The following is a 16,622-nucleotide window of genomic DNA, read 5'->3' as shown; positions in this document are numbered from 1 at the left end:
GACTCAACTAACGCTCCTGCTGGTAAGTGGGGCCAATGCCGCGGCCGTCCGTGCCGGCCTGTCGGCCCTGCTGGATACCGCGGCGGAGATTGGTCAGCCGCCCACGTACGTCGTCGGGCGCACGCGAGACCTGCGGACCGGATTGTGCGTCCGACTGCTGCTGTGCGGTCCCCGCGACCAGGTTGGCGCGGGGCACGCGACGCGGCAGGCCCGACGTGGTGACTCCCCCGGCGGCGGGCTGACGCACCTGCTCGGCACGGCGCCAGCGCTCGTCGTTCGGTGAAGCTCCCCAATTGGCACCCGTGTCGGTGTCGGTGCTCGTGCTGCCGCCGTTCCCCGTCGCGTTCCGCGCCGGCTGGCGCTGCGGCATCGGGGGGACCGCGGAAGCGGGTTGCCCAGGGCGCGGGGTGGGCGCCTCGGGCTGCTGCGGAGAGGTGTCCGCTGCCTGTGCCTGCTCCGGCTCGGGCGTCTGCGCGGGGTGTGGGGGCTGTGGGGGGGTGCCCTGCGCGGAAGCCTGTGCCGAGGGATCGGCGCCACGGAACCAGTTCGATTCCATGGAGGCGAATATGGGGGTCGGGGCGTCGGCCGGGGCCGGCGGCCCGTTGGGTATGCCGAGCTCCGTGCTGCCCTCGCCGCCGGCTTCCGCCGGGGAGGGGACAGGGGTCTCGCCGGTCTCCTGGCCCGTCGGGCCGGGCTGACCGGGGGCGCCGCTGGCCGCGCCGGTGTATCCGGGGCGGGCGTGCTCGCCCGTGTCCGGCTCGTCGTGCCCGCGCGGCGCGTCCTCGGGCGCAGGGCCCGACTCGGGCGCCGCCCAGCTCGGACGGCCCGCGGCGCTGCCGGGGACGCCGACGTCGGAGAAGCCGGGGCGCGCGAACTGGCCGGTGTCGCCCGGGCCACCCTGCGGGGGCTGGGCCTGCGGGAACTGGCCGGTGTCGCCGGGGCCGCCCTGGCCGCCGGGCTGCGGCAGCGCGTACTCGCCGGTCTCGGAGGGGCCTCCGGCCTGCGGGCGGGCGTACTCCCCCGTGTCGCCGGGGGTGCCGGGCTGCTGCGACTGCGGCTGCTGGGGCTGCTGCGGCTGGGCCAGCGGGAACGAACCCGTGTCACCCGGGCCGCCCGCCTGCGGGCGCGCGAACTGACCGGTGTCGGACGGGCCGCCCTGCTGCGGCAGCTGCTGGGGCTGGGCCAGCGGGAACGAGCCGGTGTCGCCGGGACCGCCCTGCTGCGGCTGGGGCGGCTGGACCTGCGGGAACTGGCCGGTGTCGCCCGGGCCGCCCTGACCGTCCTGGCCACCCTGACCGGGGCCGCCACGCTGCGGCAGCGCGAACTCCCCCGTGTCGCCGGGGCCGCGCTGCTGCGACTGCGGCTGCTGGACCTGCGGGAACTGGCCGGTGCTGCCCGGGCCGCCCTGCTGGGCCTGGATCTGGGGTATCTCGCTGGTGTCCCCCGGACCGCCGGACCCCGGTGCCTGGCCCTGCTGTCCGGGCTGCCCCGGACCCTGCTGGCTCTGGCCGCCCGGGAGTTCGCCCGCGGGGCCGCCACGGGTGGGCAGCGGCGGGGTGCCCGGCGTCGGACCGCCCGGTGCCTGACCGGGGGTCGGGGCGCCGGGGCGCGGCGGGATGGGAGCGCCGAAGAGGTTGCTGGCGGGAGCGGGCTCGCCGCCCTGGCCGCCCTGGCTGCCGGGGAGCGCGGGGCGCTGGGCAGCGCCGCCGACCTGGCCGCGCGGCGGTACGGCACCGAGCCGTCCCGCACCCGCGCCCGTACCGGCCGCACCGGCGCCCACGCCGGGGCCGCCGCTCTGCGGGCCGCGCTGGAGCGCGGCCGCGAGGCCCGCGCCCTTGGGCGGACGGGGTCCGCCGCCGGGGCCGCCCGGTCCGGACGGCATGCCCGCGGGAGCGCCGGGCCGACCGCCCTTGGCGCCCTGCGCGCCGCCCTGGGCGACGTCGACGGGGAGCATGACGAGCGCGGTGGTGCCGCCCGAGTCGGAGGGGCGGAGCTGGATACGGATGCCGTGCCGCAGGGAGAGGCGGCCGACCACGAAGAGGCCCATGCGGCGGGAGACGGAGACGTCCACCGTCGGCGGGTTGGCCAGCCGCTCGTTGATCGCGGAGAGGTCCTCGGGCGAGAGGCCGATGCCGGTGTCGTGGATCTCGATGAGCACGCGGCCGTCGGGCAGCGCGTGGCCGGTGACCTTGACCTTGGTCTGGGGCGAGGAGAACGACGTCGCGTTCTCCAGCAGCTCGGCGAGGAGGTGCACGAGGTCGTTGACCACGCGGCCCGCGACCTCGGTGGCGGGCACGGAGTTGAGCTCGATGCGCTCGTACTGCTCCACCTCGGAGGCCGCGGCGCGGAGCACGTCGACGAGGGGGACCGGGCGCGTCCAGCGCCGTCCGGGCTCCTCGCCCGCGAGAACCAGCAGGTTCTCACCGTTACGGCGCATGCGGGTGGCGAGGTGGTCGAGCTTGAAGAGCGAGGAGAGCTGGTCCGGGTCGGCCTCGCGGGACTCCAGCTCGGAGATGAGCGAGAGCTGACGCTGGATCAGGCCCTGGCTGCGGCGCGAGAGGTTGGTGAACATCGCGTTGACGTTGCCTCGCAGCAGCGCCTGCTCGCCCGCCAGCCGGACGGCCTCGCGGTGCACGTCGTCGAAGGCCGCGGCGACCTTGCCGATCTCGTCGCGGCTGTGGACGCCGACGGACTCGACGGAGGTGTCGACGTCCTGCGGGTCGGCCTCGGACATCTGCTTGACCAGCTCGGGCAGCCGGTTGCGCGCGACCTCCTGGGCGGTGTCCTGGAGGCGGCGCAGCGAGCGGACCATGGAGCGGGCCACGACGAACGCGCCGACGAGCGAGATGCCGAGGACGAGCAGGATGAGCGCACCGCTGATGTACGCCTCGCGCTGGGCGTCGGAGCGCAGCTCGCGGGCCTGCTGCTCCATCTGCGTGAGCAGGGTCTGCTCGATCTTGCCCATCGCGGTGATCTTGTCTACGTCCTGGTCCATCCAGTCGACGTAGGTCCGCTTCTCCTTCTTGATCGCGTCCGGGCTGTGGAGCATCCGGTCGCGGTACTTGTCGGCCTCGCGGATGTTGATGTCGCCGCTGTCGAGCGGCTTGATCAGGTCGGACGCGCTGCCGTCGCCGTAGATCTGGCTGAAGCTGCCCAGCTCGGCGTGCTCGGAATCGGCCGCCGTGCGGGCGTAGAGCCGGTCGCTCTCGGAGAGCTCGGGGCGGCCGGGGTGGGCCAGGCCCGCGGAGATGATCGCGCGCTGGATGGAGGCGAACTCCTTGGCGCTGGAGAACGCGGCCAGGGCACGGGTGCTCTGGATCATCTCCGAGTTGCTCGTCGCCTGCGCCATGTCCTGGGAGAGGGAGAGCAGGGACTCGATGAGCTGGTTGTAGCTGTTGACCGTCTGGGAGACGTAGTTCTTGTTGTCGTACGCGCGCTCGCGGACGTTCTTGATCGAGGTCAGCTGACGGGTGATGTCGAGGACGGTGGACTGCACACCGGCCATCACCTTGTCGCTGCCGTCGATGTCCCCGGTGCCCTCCTTGAACGCCTGGATGGCGCGGTCGGTCTTCTCGCGGGGGGTGACGACCAGCTCGTCCTTCTCGTTCCCCGTGCTCACCAGGGGGCCTGCCGAGCGGTCGCGCTCCTCCTGGAGCGCCGCGGCCAGCTCGGTGGCCTGCTCCGTCATCTCGGTGAGGCGCTTCATGTTGTCGAGCTGGTCGACGTTCTGGAGCGAATTGCCGATACGGAGGCCACCGAGCGTGGTGGCCGCGATCACCGGGAGGGCGAGCAGGGAGACCAGACGGGTGCTGATGTGCCAGTTGCGCAGGGCCAGGCGCGAGCCGGTGTTGTCCGGACCGAGGGGGGTCTTGCCCTTGCCCTTCTTGCCCTTGGACTTGGCCTTCTGGTCGCCGGGCGCCGCGCCTCCGCCGCCCTTGCCGGGCGCGGACGCGCCCGGTGCGGCGCCGGCGTCCTGGGCGGCCATGGCCTGCCCGCCGTCCTGGGCGCGCTGGGGCGGGGAACCGCGGTCGGCTGAGCCGCGCAGCTCCGGGTCCCCCTCAGCGCTGCCATCCCTCTTGAAACGTCCCTGCACTAGCGTCGCAACCTCTGGACCAGGCGTCCCCCCGCGCGCGACGGCGGGACGGTATCGAGTCATGGGGGTCCAAAGGCCCCCCGGGCGGTCGTGAATGACCGGCGCGTCCCCTCATCACCGACATGCCGCGCTGCTCTGCGCATGCGCGTCGGTCTGCTTGTCTTGCGGCGGTCCGTGGAATTCCAGCACAGTGCCGGATCTCCAACAAGGGCTGTGGAAAACGCACGCGAGGCGGTCACCGACCGGATTCACGCCCTCACCAGCCGTATAGATGCGCCCCTGAAATTCCGGACTTTTCCCTACGAGGCACCCGGGTGGTTGGGCTGCCCAACTAGCGAGTAGCTAGCACGCAATCTCACGTATGTCCGCGTTGCCCGATTAAGGAACCGGATTCAACGATTCCTTATGTCGCTTTTCGTCCGCCGGTCGTGAGCAAACTCACACGCTGGACGTTGCCTAGATCACGCCTCGAAAGGGAATAGCGGGCCTACCCTCGGCATTTACATAGCGTGATGAAGTGACAAGCACGACAAGCCGAGCGAGGTACGGGCACCAGTGAAGTCCACCCTGACCATCCGCAACATAGCCAACCCGCGCCGCACCACCCTGGCTCATCTCGACGACGCGGACGAGATGACGACCGCCGTGGTGGCGGAGCAGGACCCGGCGGGAGGCGTCGAGCTCCCCGCGCAGACCGCCAATCCGCGCCGCACCGTCCTGGTGGACGCACCGGCGGCCTGAGTCCGGCCCACGTTCGGCGGGGCCGACGATACGCCGCTCAGACGCCTGTGGGGCGGAACCGAGAAAATCGGTTCCGCCCCACAGGCGTTGAGTCGTACGGGCCCCGCGCCAGGCCGTCAGCCCTGCCAGCTGTGGGGCGCGCGGAAGCCGTGCTGGCGCTCCAGACGGCGCCAACCCGCCTTGGTCGTGCGCCGACGGCGCGCGGGCACCTGGGCGTGCCGGGAACCGGCGGCGGCACGGGCGAGGAGCAGGGCCGTGACGGCGGCCAGCTCTTCCTCGTTGGCCAGACCCTTCTCCACGCGGATCGGGCTGCTTTCGCCTTCGCTCACTTCACTCACTTCTCGTTCTCCCATCGCTGCGAAGCCCTGAATGCCTTACTGCGGCGAATGCCTTACTGCGGCGGGTTGCCGTGTTTGCGGGAGGGCAGGTCGGCGTGCTTGGCGCGGAGCATGGCCAGGGACTGGATGAGGACCTGCCGGGTGTCCGCGGGGTCGATCACGTCGTCCACCAGGCCGCGCTCGGCGGCGTAGTAGGGGTGCATCAGCTCGGCCTTGTACTCCTTGACCATGCGCACGCGCATCGCCTCGGGGTCGTCGGCGGCCGCGATCTGACGGCGGAAGATCACGTTGGCCGCGCCCTCGGCGCCCATCACCGCGATCTCGTTGGTCGGCCAGGCGTAGGTGAGGTCGGCGCCGATGGACTGGGAGTCCATGACGATGTACGCGCCGCCGTACGCCTTCCTGAGCACCACCGAGATACGGGGCACCGTCGCGTTGCAGTACGCGTAGAGCAGCTTCGCGCCGTGCCGGATGATCCCGCCGTGCTCCTGGTCCACGCCGGGCAGGAAGCCGGGCACGTCCAGCAGCGTGACGATCGGGATGTTGAACGCGTCGCACATCTGCACGAAGCGCGCGGCCTTCTCCGAGGCCTCGATGTCCAGCACACCGGCCAGCGCCTGCGGCTGGTTCGCCACGATCCCGACGACCTGGCCGTCCATCCGGCCCAGCGCGCACAGGATGTTCGTCGCCCAGCGCTCGTGGACCTCCAGGAAGTCGCCGTCGTCGACGATCTCCTCGATCACCTGCCGCATGTCGTACGGCCGGTTGCCGTCCACCGGGACGATGTCCAGCAGCTCCTCGCCGCGCCGGTCCGGCGGGTCCTCGCTGACCTCGACCGGGGGGTTCTCCCGGTTGTTGCTCGGCAGCAGCGAGAGCAGGTAGCGGACCTCCTCCAGGCAGGTGGCCTCGTCGTCGTAGGCGAAGTGCGCCACCCCGGAGGTCGCCGCGTGCACGTCCGCGCCGCCCAGCCCGTTCTGCGTGACCTCCGCGCCCGTCACCGCCTGGACCACGTCCGGTCCCGTGATGAACATCTGCGAGGTCTCGCGGACCATGAAGACGAAGTCCGTGAGCGCCGGGGAGTACGCCGCGCCGCCCGCGCACGGGCCCAGCATCACGGAGATCTGCGGGATCACCCCGGACGCCTTGGTGTTGCGCTGGAAGATCCCGCCGTACCCGGCGAGGGCCGCGACGCCCTCCTGGATACGGGCGCCCGCGCCGTCGTTGAGCGACACCAGCGGAGCACCCGCGGCGATCGCCTTGTCCATCAGCTTGTGGATCTTGTGGGCGTGGGCCTCGCCCAGCGCGCCGCCGAAGATCCGGAAGTCGTGCGCGTAGACGAACACCGTCCGCCCGTGCACCGTGCCCCAGCCGGTGATCACACCGTCCGTGTACGGCTTCTTGGCCTCCAGTCCGAACCCCGTGGCGCGGTGCCGCCGCAGCGTCTCCATCTCGCAGAAGGAGCCCGGGTCGAGCAGCAGCTCGATCCGCTCCCGCGCGGTCAGCTTCCCCTTCGCGTGCTGCGCCTCGGTCGCCCGCTCGCTCGGCCCCCGGAACGCCTCCTCACGGATCGCGTGCAGCTCGGCCACGCGCCCCCGCGCGTCCTGCGCTTCGGGCTCGGTCTCCTCCGCCTCTTCGGGCGCCGGCTCGGACAGATCGGTCATGTATAGACCCTACGAAACCCGGCCTGGGTTCGCCGTCGTCAGATTCGTACAGTCTCCGCGCCGGTTTCATGGCCGCGCTGGACAGAACCCGGCGGCCGCGTCGTGCGTACGCAGGGAAATCTCCCACGTCGGGCCGCTGGAGCTGTGGAGTTCCCACAGGCCGTCGCCCGGTCGGCCTCAGCGGAGCCGGACCTCGCAGCGGAGCGTAGCCCCGTCCGTACCCGGTGTCACGCGGAGCCGGAGCTTGTCGCCGGTCGACAAGGGTTCGAGGCCCTTGTCCGCGGAGACCACCTCGGCGACGGCCCTGTCCCAGGTCAGCTCGAACGCCTTGCCCGAGCGTACGGGCTCCGCGACGCACAGCGTGGCCGTGCCTCCGCCGGTACGTCCGCCCGTACGTCCGCCCGTACGTCCACCGCGGCCCGAGCGGCGCACGAGGACGCTCGCGGGCGCGGTGGAGGTCAGGGCCCCGGCGGCGCCGCGCACCGTGCCCGGCGCGAAGAAGTTGACCGCGCTGAACCCGAGGGAGGGCACGGTGACGCCCTGCTGCGCGTCGGTGTTGGCGTCGACGGTGAGCCAGCGCCGGTCGGCGGCGCGGGCGGCGAGCGCGCGGGGCCCGGCGCCGGGCATCAGCAGATAGACGTACTCCGCGCCGCTGGGGTCGGTGCCGTGGTCGGTCCACAGGGTGAGCCAGCGGCGGGTGAACTCGTCGGTGACGCTGCGGGTGTTGATGTCGGACCAGGCTCCGGTACGTTCCTCGCGCCGCACGCTCAGCGCCGTGCCGCCCGGGAACACCCAGCCGCCGTGCCCGGCGAGATGTGCCCAGGTGGCGCGGGGGAACGTCCGGGTGCGGCCGAGCTCCCCCGGCTGTGCCGCGCCGTCCACGACGAGGGCGTGCGTGCCCCTCTCCCCCAGGTTCCGGTTGTCGAAGACGGTCTCGGCGCGGGCACCGTCCTCACCGGTGATCCCGGCGCCGAGGCAGACGACGGTGTCGTCGAGGCAGAACCAGGACTGGCGCGCGGTGAGCGTGGACTCCAGCCCCTTGAGATGCTGGCCCACGGCGGCGAACTCGCCGTCCGTCGTGCCGCCCGCCCACTCCGTGGCGGGCCGGGCCTCGCCCCACTCGCCGCCCGCGTTGTCCGCGAGCTTCTTGGTGGAGACGGTGGTGCCGGGCAGCCGCTTCCAGTCGACGGTCGGCCAGTACTGGTCGCTGTACTGGCCGAGGGTCTCCTCGGGGCCCCACCAGTAGAGCATTCCGTCGCCCGTGTGCCAGCCGCGCGGGTTCTCGCCGTTGCCGCACTCGTAGTGGGCGATGCGGGAGGAGGCGAGCGCGAGGTTGGCGCACCAGCCGGGGCCGCGGTGGACGGAGCGGGCCATGGCGGGGAAGAGGGTGTGGCCGACGGGCGCGGGCGCGGTCTCGCCGTCCTCGTCGGCGACGGCGTGCAGCCGCGCGAGGTCGGCGACGCCGAACTGGGGGTCGGTGAGGACGGGCAGCGCGGTGTCCCGCTCGATCCAGCCGCGCACCATGGCGTGCCAGCGGGCGCGCCGGGTCCCGTCGGCCGCGCCCGCGAGGACGGCGACGGCGGCGGCGAGCTGGTGGCCGCGGGTGTGGTCGCTCTGCAGGATCCGGGCGGTGTCCTCCTTGAGGATGCCGCGCGAGATGCCGCGTCCGCTGACGCTGTCCATCATCAGGCCGTTGTGGAGGAGCGGCGCGTACGCGCGCTCCACGCTGTCCAGGACGATCTTCCGGTTGGGGTCGGTGACCTCCCAGCGGGTGCCGTCCAGCAGGGAGAAGAGCCGGCCGAGCCCGTCGAGCAGCACATAGCCGTACGTTCCGGAGTACGCCACGTACGTGTGCTGGACGAAGGAGCCGTCGGCGTAGAGCCCGTCGCCCTTGGTGACGTACGGGAAGACGGGCGAGAGGGACTCCGAGGCGAGGGCGATCTTGCCGGGGTTCTCGCCGAGGATGCCGCGGACGGCGTAGACGCGGCAGAAGTCGACGCGGTTGGCGCCGGTGGAGGTGCCCGTGTACTCGTCGAAGACGGACTCGGGCAGGAAGTGGTCGACAGCGGCGAGGTACGACTCGCGGTCGGCGGCCGGGACCTCGTCGTGGAGCAGGGTGAGGATGTCGAGCAGCGCGCGCGGGGCGCCGATCTGCCAGTCCCACCAGTTGCCGTAGCGCTTGGTACCGGGGTTGTAGACCTTGGTGTGGACGTGCGCGAGCCCGGTCTTGACCGCCTTGAGCAGGGAGGCGTCGCCGGTGAGCCCGGTGCCGGGCTGGGCGTGCGCCTGGGCCATCGTCGAGAGGCGGTCGTACGACTGGGTGATGCCGGTGGACGGGTCGAAGGGGATGCCGGGGAAGAGGCCGTCGTCGGCGGGCTTCATCTCGTCGAGCAGCTTCGCCGCCTGGGTACCGAGCTCCTTCAGCCGTGCCTTGTACGGCTCGGCCGACGGGTCGAAGCCGGTGCCGAGCAGGAGCTCGCGCCATCTCCTCAGCAGCGCGGAGAAGTCGTCGGCGCCCGCGGCGTGCGAGGTTCCGCTTCCTGTCCACAGCGCGGCGGTGACAGCGCTTGCTCCCGCCGTGGCGAGAAATCCCCTGCGGCTCCAGGCTGCTGACGGCATCACGACGGGCCCCTCTCCAACGGGTGTATGCGGTTCGGGAGTTGGTCGCTGGTGTAGCACGCGTACGGTCCCGTCACAATGTTCTCGACAGAAGTCGGCAAGCGCTCTCTAACTCAGGGGTTACCTCGAAGTAACCCAAGCTGCTTAGATGAGGGGCGGCCCACCCCCACACCCTCACCGGGAGAGCTCTGTGAGCAGCAGCCCCGCCCGTCTCGCGTGCGCGTCCGCCGTCTGCGCCGCGCTCGCCGCCACCCCCCTGCTGGGCGCCACGCCCGCCGCGGCCCAGGAGGCACCGCCCCGCGTCCAGATCCTCAGCTACAACGTCTTCCTGATGAGCAAGACGCTGTACCCCAACTGGGGCCAGGACCACCGCGCCACGGAGATACCGAAGGCGGACTACTTCCAGGGCAACGACGTCGTCGTCCTCCAGGAGGCGTTCGACAACTCCTCCTCCGACGCGCTCAAGGCGAACGCCTCGAAGCAGTACCCGCACCAGACCCCCGTCGTGGGCCGTTCGAAGGACGGCTGGGACGCCACGCACGGCGCGTACTCCGGCACGACGCCCGAGGACGGCGGCGTGACGCTGCTGAGCAAGTGGCCGGTCCTCAGCAAGGAGCAGTACGTCTACAAGGAGGGCTGCGGCAGCGACAACATGTCCAACAAGGGCTTCGTCTACGCGGTCCTGGACGTCAAGGGCACCAAGGTCCATGTCGTCGGCACGCACACGCAGTCGACCGACGACGGCTGCGGGGACGGGGAGGCGGCGCGGATCCGCGGCTCCCAGTTCAAGGAGCTGGACGCCTTCCTGGACGGCAAGAAGATCCCCGAGGACGAGCAGGTCCTCGTCGCGGGCGACCTCAACGTCGACCGGAACGGCCCCGAGCACGCCTCGATGCTCTCCGACGCGGGGCTGGCGGACTCCGACAGCCGCACGGGGCGCGGCCCCTCCTTCGACACGAAGGACAACTCGATCGCTGCCGAGCGCTACCCGGGCTACCCGAGCGAGGACCTCGACTACGTCCTGCACCGCGAGGGCCACGCGCGTCCCGAGGGCTGGAACAACCACGTCGTGGACGAGAGCTCCGCGCCCTGGACCGTGAGCAGCTGGGGCAAGGAGTACACGTACACGAACATGTCCGACCACTACCCGCTGATCGGGAAGTGAGCCGCTGAGGAACGGCCCCGGACGTACGGCCCGCCGCGCCCGGGGCCACCCGCTCACTCGCGGGGTTCGGCCCCCGCGCGCAGCAGGCCGTACGTGTAGCCGTCGTCCAGCGCCTGCCAGGAGGCGGCGATCACGTTGTCGCCGACACCGACCGTCGTCCACTCCGTACCGCCGTCGCTCATGCCGACCAGCACGCGCGTGGTCGACGAGGTGCCCTGGGCGCCCTCCAGGATGCGGACCTTGTAGTCGACCAGGGCGAGCTTCGCGAGCTCGGGGTGGGTGCGCTCCAGACCGGCGCGCAGCGCGCGGTCCAGCGCGTCGACGGGGCCGTTGCCCTCCCCCGTGGCGACGACGCGCTCGCCCTTGGCCCAGAGCTTCACCGTCGCCTCGTTGACCTGCGCGCCGTCCGGGCGCTGTTCGACGATCGCGCGCCAGGACTCCAGCCGGAAGAAGCGCGGTGCCTGGCCGCCGGGGGCCCTGCCGTGCACCTCGTCGCGGAGCAGCAGTTCGAAGGAGGCGTCGGCGGCCTCGTACGTGTATCCCTGGAGCTCCTGCTCCTTGACCCGCTCCACGATCCGGCCGACGAGGTCACGGTCGCCGCCCAGGTCGTACCCCAGCTCCTTGCCCTTGAGCTCGACCGAGGCGCGTCCGGCCATGTCGGAGACGAGCATCCGCATGGTGTTGCCGACGGCCTCGGGGGCGATGTGCTGGTAGAGGTCCGGGTCGATCTTGATCGCGGAGGCGTGCAGCCCGCCCTTGTGCGCGAACGCGGAGGTGCCGACGTAGGGCTGGTGGGTGGAGGGGGTGAGGTTGACGACCTCGGCGATGGCGTGCGAGACCCGGGTCGTCTCCCGCAGCGCGCCCTCGGGCAGCACCTTCCTGCCGTACTTCAGCTCCAGCGCGGCGACGACGGGAAAGAGGTTGGCGTTGCCGACGCGCTCGCCGTAGCCGTTGGCGGTGCACTGGACGTGGGTGGCGCCGCCGTCCACGGCGGCGAGGGTGTTGGCCACCGCGCAGCCGGTGTCGTCCTGCGCGTGGATGCCGAGCCGGGCGCCGGTGTCCGCGGCCACGGTCCGTACGACGGCCTGGATCTGGGCCGGGATCATGCCGCCGTTGGTGTCGCAGAGCACGACCACGTCGGCGCCCGCCTCGTACGCGGTGCGCACGACGTCCTTCGCGTAGGCCGGGTTGGCGTGGTAGCCGTCGAAGAAGTGCTCGCAGTCGACGAAGACGCGGCGGTCCTGCTCGCGCAGGTAGGAGACGGTCTCGCGGATCATCGCGAGGTTCTCCTCCAGGGTGGTGCGCAGCGCCAGCTCGACGTGCTTGTCGTGCGCCTTGGCGACGAGCGTGACGACCGGCGCTCCGGAGTCGACCAGGGCCTTGACCTGCGGGTCGATCTGCGCGGGTACGCCCGCTCTGCGGGTCGAGCCGAAGGCGACCAGCTGTGCGTGGCGGAAGCCGATCTCCTTGGGGGCGCGCGCGAAGAACTCGGTGTCGCGCGGGTTGGCGCCCGGCCAGCCGCCCTCGATGAAGCCCACGCCGTACTCGTCCAGGTGACGCGCGATGGTCAGCTTGTCGGCGACGGTGAGGTTGATCCCCTCACGCTGGGCGCCGTCGCGCAGCGTGGTGTCGAAGACGTGGAAGGTGTCGTCGGGGGTGCCGTCCGGGGTGTCGTCGGGCTTTTCCGTGGTCATGACGGTGAGCTCTCCTGGGCATGGCGAGGGATCCGGAAGTATCGGCTCCACTTGCCCCCATCCTCCCTCGCGCCTCCGCCCCCGGCTGCGGTGGGCCGGAAAACGAAAAAACCCCTCGCGGGTGCGAGAGGTCTGCGCGCGGGTCTGGGGCACGGTGGCCGTGCCGTACGGGGGTCGTACGGACGGTCACTGCGGACCGGCGCGCTTGCTGCCAATAATCATGACGAACGAGGGCACGCCCGGAGTCTGGCACAAGACGCCCACCGGGCGTGCCCCCGTCTCACGATGCGGGCCCGCTACTGGGCGTGCCGGGCGTAGACGTGCGTGGTGTCGTAGCTGTCACCGGCGACGAGGTCGTCCGAGGCCGAGGTGAAGGTGACCGTCTTCCCGGTGCGGTCGATGTCGCCCGCGGTGGCGGAGTACTTCGTGGGCTTGCCGTCCGTCGCCGCGCTGACCAGCGTCGTCGCGCCGGTGCGCAGGTCGCGCAGATAGGCGTGGGACTCCGAGCCGCCGCCGGGCGCCCCGGCCGTGAAGAGCAGCTTGCCGTTGTCCCGGCTGAGGCTGGCGCCGTAGACGGCCCAGTCCTTGTTCTCCGCGCTGATCATCTTCGTCGTGCCCTTGTCGAGGTCCCGGATGAAGACGTTCTGCGTGCCGTTGCCGTCGTCGGGGACGATGTTCGTCGCGGGCGAGTGGTACGTGAGGGAGCGGCCGTCGGCGCTGATCCGCGGGCCCTCCGCGTGGGCGTCAGCGGTGGCGCCGCCCTGGGTCACGTCGGCCTGGACGCGCTTGCCGCCGCGCAGGTCGTAGACGTACAGGTCGCTCCAGTCGCGGCGGCCCGTGCGCTGGGTCTCGGCCCACTGGTAGCCGACCTTGGCGCCGTCGGCGCTGACGCTGGGGCGCATGCCCGCGTGGACGTCGTTCTCACCGCTCGGCTCCTGGCTGACGCGGGTGAGCTTGCCGGAGTCCCGGTCGAGCGCGTAGATCCGGCCGTCGTCGCCGCCCGGCTGGACCTCGGACTTCCAGACCTGGAACGCGACCGTACGGCCGTCCGCGCTGAGCGCCGGGCTGCCGGAGCGGTCGAAGGCGGGGGCGCCGACGTCGTCCTTGATCCGCTCGGTCGTGCCCTTCTTCAGGTCGCGGACGTAGACGTGGGAGCCCTTGGCGTCGCCGTCGAGGTTCCCGGCCTCGGAGGAGAAGGCGACATGGCGGCCGTCGGCACTGATCGCCGCGTCGTCCGAGGCGGCGTCGGCCTGCGCGCCGCCCGCGCCGAGGCTGACGCGCTGCGTCTTGCCGGTCTTCAGGTCGCGGACGAACACGTCGTCCACGCCGTTGGTGTCCCCGGGCACGAGGTTCGAGGCCCGGGAGGTGAAGGCGGCGTAGCGGCCGTCGGCGCTGAGGGAGGCGCGGCCCGAGAAGCCGTCGCCCTCCTTGCCGTCGGGCGCGGTGCTGATCCGCTCGATGCCCTTCGCGGCCTTCGCCGCCCTGTCCTCGGGAGCGCCGTCCCGCTCCCCCGCGGCCGCGCCGCTCGCGAGGACCCCCGCCGTGAGTCCGGAGGCGAGAACGGCCCCCACGGCCGTACGCATGACAGATCGCACTGTTTCCCCCTGAAAGCGTGTCATCCCCACGGCCCGTCACCGGGGGCACGGAGAAAGCAAAGCGCATAGCGTCCGCAGTGGACAATCCGCACTTTTGCGTACAACCTTCGCAAGGATCTGGGAGTCCGTATGCAGGCAGGGACAGCTCAGCCCATCCCGTGGTTCCCACGGTCCCGGCTGTTTCCGGCAATGCGTACGCGCACTCTCCCGCGACCGGGGCTTCGGCGGTTTACTGCTGGGCGTCGGTTGACAGGTCCATACCAGATCGCCAGACGGGAGAAACCGTGTTGAGCAAGCGTGTGACCATCGCCTTCGCCAGCGCAGCGGCGCTGACCCTGATCCCCGCCACCCTGGCCTCGGCCGCGGGCTCGAACCCCTCGGGGGAGCCCTCGCCGGACGAACGGAGCAACGGCGTCCGGGCCAGTGCCTCGGACTACACCCGGGACGCCCAGCTCAGCCACGCCCTCGGCGCGCGCAGCGCGGGCAGCTTCCTCGACGCGAAGACCGGCCGCCTGGTCGTCACCGTCACGAACAAGAAGGCCGCGGGCGAGGTCCGCGCGGCGGGCGTGCGCGCGAAGCTCGTCAAGCGCAGCGGCGCCGAGCTGGACGCGGCCATGACCGCGCTCGGCCGCGAGGCCGCCGTCCCGGGTACGTCGTGGGGCGTGGACCCGCGCCGCAACCAGGTCGTCGTGGAGGCGGACTCGACGGTGACCGGGGAGAAGCTGGCCAAGCTCAGATCCGTCGCCGAGAAGCGGAGCGGCGCGGTCCAGGTCACCCGCGTGCCGGGCGTGCTGCGCGAGGAGGTGCTCGGCGGCGACGCGATCTACGGCGGCGGGGTCCGCTGCTCGGCGGCGTTCAACGTGACCCAGGGCAGCACCCGCTTCTTCCTCACCGCGGGTCACTGCGCGGAGTCGGCCACGACCTGGAGCGCGACGAACGGCGGCGCGGCGATCGGCAAGCAGGAGAAGCACAGCTTCCCCGGCAACGACTACAGCCTCGTCCGCTATGTGAGCGGCCAGAACCCGGCCGGGAACGTCAACCTCTACAACGGCTCCAGCCGCGACATCACCGGCGCCGCCAACGCCGTCGTGGGCCAGGCCCTCCAGAAGAGCGGCAGCACCACCAAGGTCACCAGCGGCAAGGTGACGGCGGTCAACGTCACCGCCAACTACGGCGACGGCAACGTCGTCTCCGGCCTCGTCCGCACCACCGCCTGCTCCGCGGGCGGCGACAGCGGCGGCGCCCACTTCGCGGGCAACACCGCGCTCGGCATCCACTCCGGCTCCTCCGGCTGCACCGGCACCCAGGGCTCGGCCCTCCACCAGCCGGTGGCCGAAGCCCTCTCGGCGTACGGCGTGAAGGTCTACTGACCCGCAGCGCCGACCGGGCCCGCTCCCACGGCAGGGAGCGGGCCCGGTCGGACGGCGGGGCGAGGAGGGGTCAGCCCAGCTTGTGCATCCAGCCGTGGGTGTCCGCCGCGTGGCCCGTCTGGATGGCCAGCAGGGTCTCGCGGAGCTTCATCGTGATCTCGCCCGCGCCGCCGTCGGCGACCGTCCACTCGCCGCGGGCCGACTTCGCCTCGCCGACCGGGGTGATCACGGCGGCGGTGCCGCAGGCGAAGACCTCGCTGATCGAGCCGTCCTCGTTGCCCTGCCGCCAGTCCTCCGTGGAGATGCGGGCCTCCTCCGTGGCGTACCCCAGGTCGGCGGCGATCCGCAGGAGGGAGTCGCGGGTGATGCCGGGGAGGAGGGTCCCGGTCAGGGACGGGGTGACGACCTTGGCGTCGGCGCCCTTCCCGTACACGAAGTACAGGTTCATGCCGCCCATCTCCTCGATCCAGCGGCGCTCGATCGCGTCCAGCCAGACGACCTGGTCGCAGCCGTGGGCCGCGGCCTCCTTCTGGGCGACCAGCGACGCGGCGTAGTTGCCCGCGCACTTGGCCTCGCCGGTGCCGCCGGGCGCCGCGCGGACGTACTCCTCGGAGAGCCAGACGGAGACGGGCTTGACGCCGCCCGGGAAGTACGAGCCCGCGGGCGAGGCGATGACCATGAACGTGTACTCGTTCGCGGGCTTCACACCGAGCCCGACCTCGCTCGCGAACATGAACGGACGCAGGTACAGCGACTCCTCGCCGACGCCCGGCACCCACTCCTTGTCCTGCTTGACCAGCAGGTCGCACGCCTCGATGAAGGTCTCGACGGGCAGCTCGGGCATGGCCAGGCGGCGGGCGCTGCGCTGGAAGCGGCGCGCGTTGGCGTCCGGGCGGAAGACGGCGACCGAGCCGTCGGGCTGCCGGTAGGCCTTGAGCCCCTCGAAGATCGACTGCGCGTAGTGCAGGGTCATGTTCGCGGGGTCGATCTGGAGCGGCGCGTAGGGCTGGAGCTGCGCGTCGTGCCATCCGCGGCCCTCGGTCCACTTGATCGTGACCATGTGGTCCGTGAAGTAGCGTCCGAAGCCGGGATTCGCCAGCACCGCATCGCGTTCCGCGCCGGGAAGCGGCTGTGCGGAGGGCTTGAGATCGAAGTCGATTCGGGGCGTCGTCATGTGAGCGCGTCCTTCGCTTGTGTCGTGTCGGACCGCGCTCCCGTCGTCCTTCCGGTACTAGGACGTCCGAGCTTCCCCGGATGCGGCGGCCTCACGTTCGATTATCGCGCGCGAGGGGTCGCAGGGAGGACACGGGTGGGGTGGGCGGTCCTGGGATAGATGGTGACACCCA

Annotated in this window: 10 protein-coding genes; 3 read left to right on the top strand and 7 right to left on the bottom strand. The window is 71.8% G+C overall.

The genetic code is table 11. From position 1 onward, the window contains the following. Positions 1 to 7: 7 nt before the first annotated feature. Positions 8 to 4,093 carry a nitrate- and nitrite sensing domain-containing protein gene (locus ACGF3A_RS07630; RefSeq protein WP_393726757.1) on the bottom strand — a complete coding sequence of 1,362 codons (4,086 nt, stop codon included), beginning with the start codon at positions 4,091 to 4,093 and terminating at the stop codon, positions 8 to 10. A gap of 555 nt (positions 4,094 to 4,648) precedes the next feature. Here ACGF3A_RS07630 and ACGF3A_RS07625 point away from each other — a divergent pair. Continuing rightward, positions 4,649 to 4,834 carry a hypothetical protein gene (locus ACGF3A_RS07625; RefSeq protein WP_393726755.1) on the top strand — a complete coding sequence of 62 codons (186 nt, stop codon included), beginning with the start codon at positions 4,649 to 4,651 and terminating at the stop codon, positions 4,832 to 4,834. A 116-nt stretch (positions 4,835 to 4,950) separates the two neighbouring features. Here ACGF3A_RS07625 and ACGF3A_RS07620 read toward each other — a convergent pair whose 3' ends face one another. From ACGF3A_RS07620 to ACGF3A_RS07610, 3 genes are all read right to left on the bottom strand, one after another. Next, on the bottom strand, positions 4,951 to 5,163 hold the full coding sequence (locus ACGF3A_RS07620; protein ID WP_393726754.1) for an acyl-CoA carboxylase epsilon subunit: 213 nt from the start codon (positions 5,161 to 5,163) through the stop codon (positions 4,951 to 4,953). 62 nt (positions 5,164 to 5,225) lie between these two features. Then, the gene (locus ACGF3A_RS07615; protein ID WP_393726752.1) at positions 5,226 to 6,833 is read right to left on the bottom strand and encodes an acyl-CoA carboxylase subunit beta; all 1,608 of its coding nucleotides are present in this window, start codon (positions 6,831 to 6,833) and stop codon (positions 5,226 to 5,228) included. 177 nt (positions 6,834 to 7,010) lie between these two features. Beyond that, positions 7,011 to 9,452 (bottom strand): polysaccharide lyase 8 family protein, encoded by a 2,442-nt coding sequence (locus ACGF3A_RS07610; RefSeq protein ID WP_393726750.1) that lies wholly within the window; start codon positions 9,450 to 9,452, stop codon positions 7,011 to 7,013. A 190-nt stretch (positions 9,453 to 9,642) separates the two neighbouring features. Between ACGF3A_RS07610 and sph the strand changes: the two genes are divergently transcribed. Next, on the top strand, positions 9,643 to 10,617 hold the full coding sequence (gene sph / locus ACGF3A_RS07605; protein WP_393726748.1) for a sphingomyelin phosphodiesterase: 975 nt from the start codon (positions 9,643 to 9,645) through the stop codon (positions 10,615 to 10,617). Positions 10,618 to 10,670: 53 nt separating this feature from the next. Here the strand turns inward: sph and cimA are convergent, their stop codons facing one another. Both cimA and ACGF3A_RS07595 read right to left on the bottom strand, forming a co-directional pair. After that, positions 10,671 to 12,311 (bottom strand): citramalate synthase, encoded by a 1,641-nt coding sequence (cimA, locus tag ACGF3A_RS07600; RefSeq protein WP_393726746.1) that lies wholly within the window; start codon positions 12,309 to 12,311, stop codon positions 10,671 to 10,673. A gap of 296 nt (positions 12,312 to 12,607) precedes the next feature. Then, positions 12,608 to 13,906: a TolB family protein gene (locus tag ACGF3A_RS07595; RefSeq protein WP_393726744.1), complete on the bottom strand. Its 1,299-nt coding sequence runs from the start codon at positions 13,904 to 13,906 to the stop codon at positions 12,608 to 12,610. A 287-nt stretch (positions 13,907 to 14,193) separates the two neighbouring features. On the opposite strand from ACGF3A_RS07595, the gene ACGF3A_RS07590 reads away from it, so the two are divergent. After that, positions 14,194 to 15,276: a S1 family peptidase gene (locus ACGF3A_RS07590; protein ID WP_393727213.1), complete on the top strand. Its 1,083-nt coding sequence runs from the start codon at positions 14,194 to 14,196 to the stop codon at positions 15,274 to 15,276. A 70-nt stretch (positions 15,277 to 15,346) separates the two neighbouring features. On the opposite strand, the gene ACGF3A_RS07585 is transcribed toward ACGF3A_RS07590, so the two are convergent. Next, complete coding sequence (locus ACGF3A_RS07585) at positions 15,347 to 16,450, bottom strand: branched-chain amino acid aminotransferase (RefSeq protein ID WP_393726742.1); 1,104 nt, start codon at positions 16,448 to 16,450, stop codon at positions 15,347 to 15,349. Between the last annotated feature and the right edge of the window lie 172 nt (positions 16,451 to 16,622).

The organism is Streptomyces sp. NPDC048172 (assembly GCF_043202595.1).
GTDB lineage: Bacteria > Actinomycetota > Actinomycetes > Streptomycetales > Streptomycetaceae > Streptomyces.
The sequence above is the reverse complement of the archived record's forward strand: the minus strand, read 5'-3'. Positions and strand labels throughout refer to the sequence as shown.

Coding starts and splice junctions, on each gene's coding strand:
- ACGF3A_RS07615 (WP_393726752.1), bottom strand. CDS start 6,833: ATGACCGATCTGTCCGAGCCGGCGCCCGAAGAGGCGGAGGAGACCGAG.
- ACGF3A_RS07610 (WP_393726750.1), bottom strand. CDS start 9,452: ATGCCGTCAGCAGCCTGGAGCCGCAGGGGATTTCTCGCCACGGCGGGA.
- cimA (WP_393726746.1), bottom strand. CDS start 12,311: ATGACCACGGAAAAGCCCGACGACACCCCGGACGGCACCCCCGACGAC.
- ACGF3A_RS07585 (WP_393726742.1), bottom strand. CDS start 16,450: ATGACGACGCCCCGAATCGACTTCGATCTCAAGCCCTCCGCACAGCCG.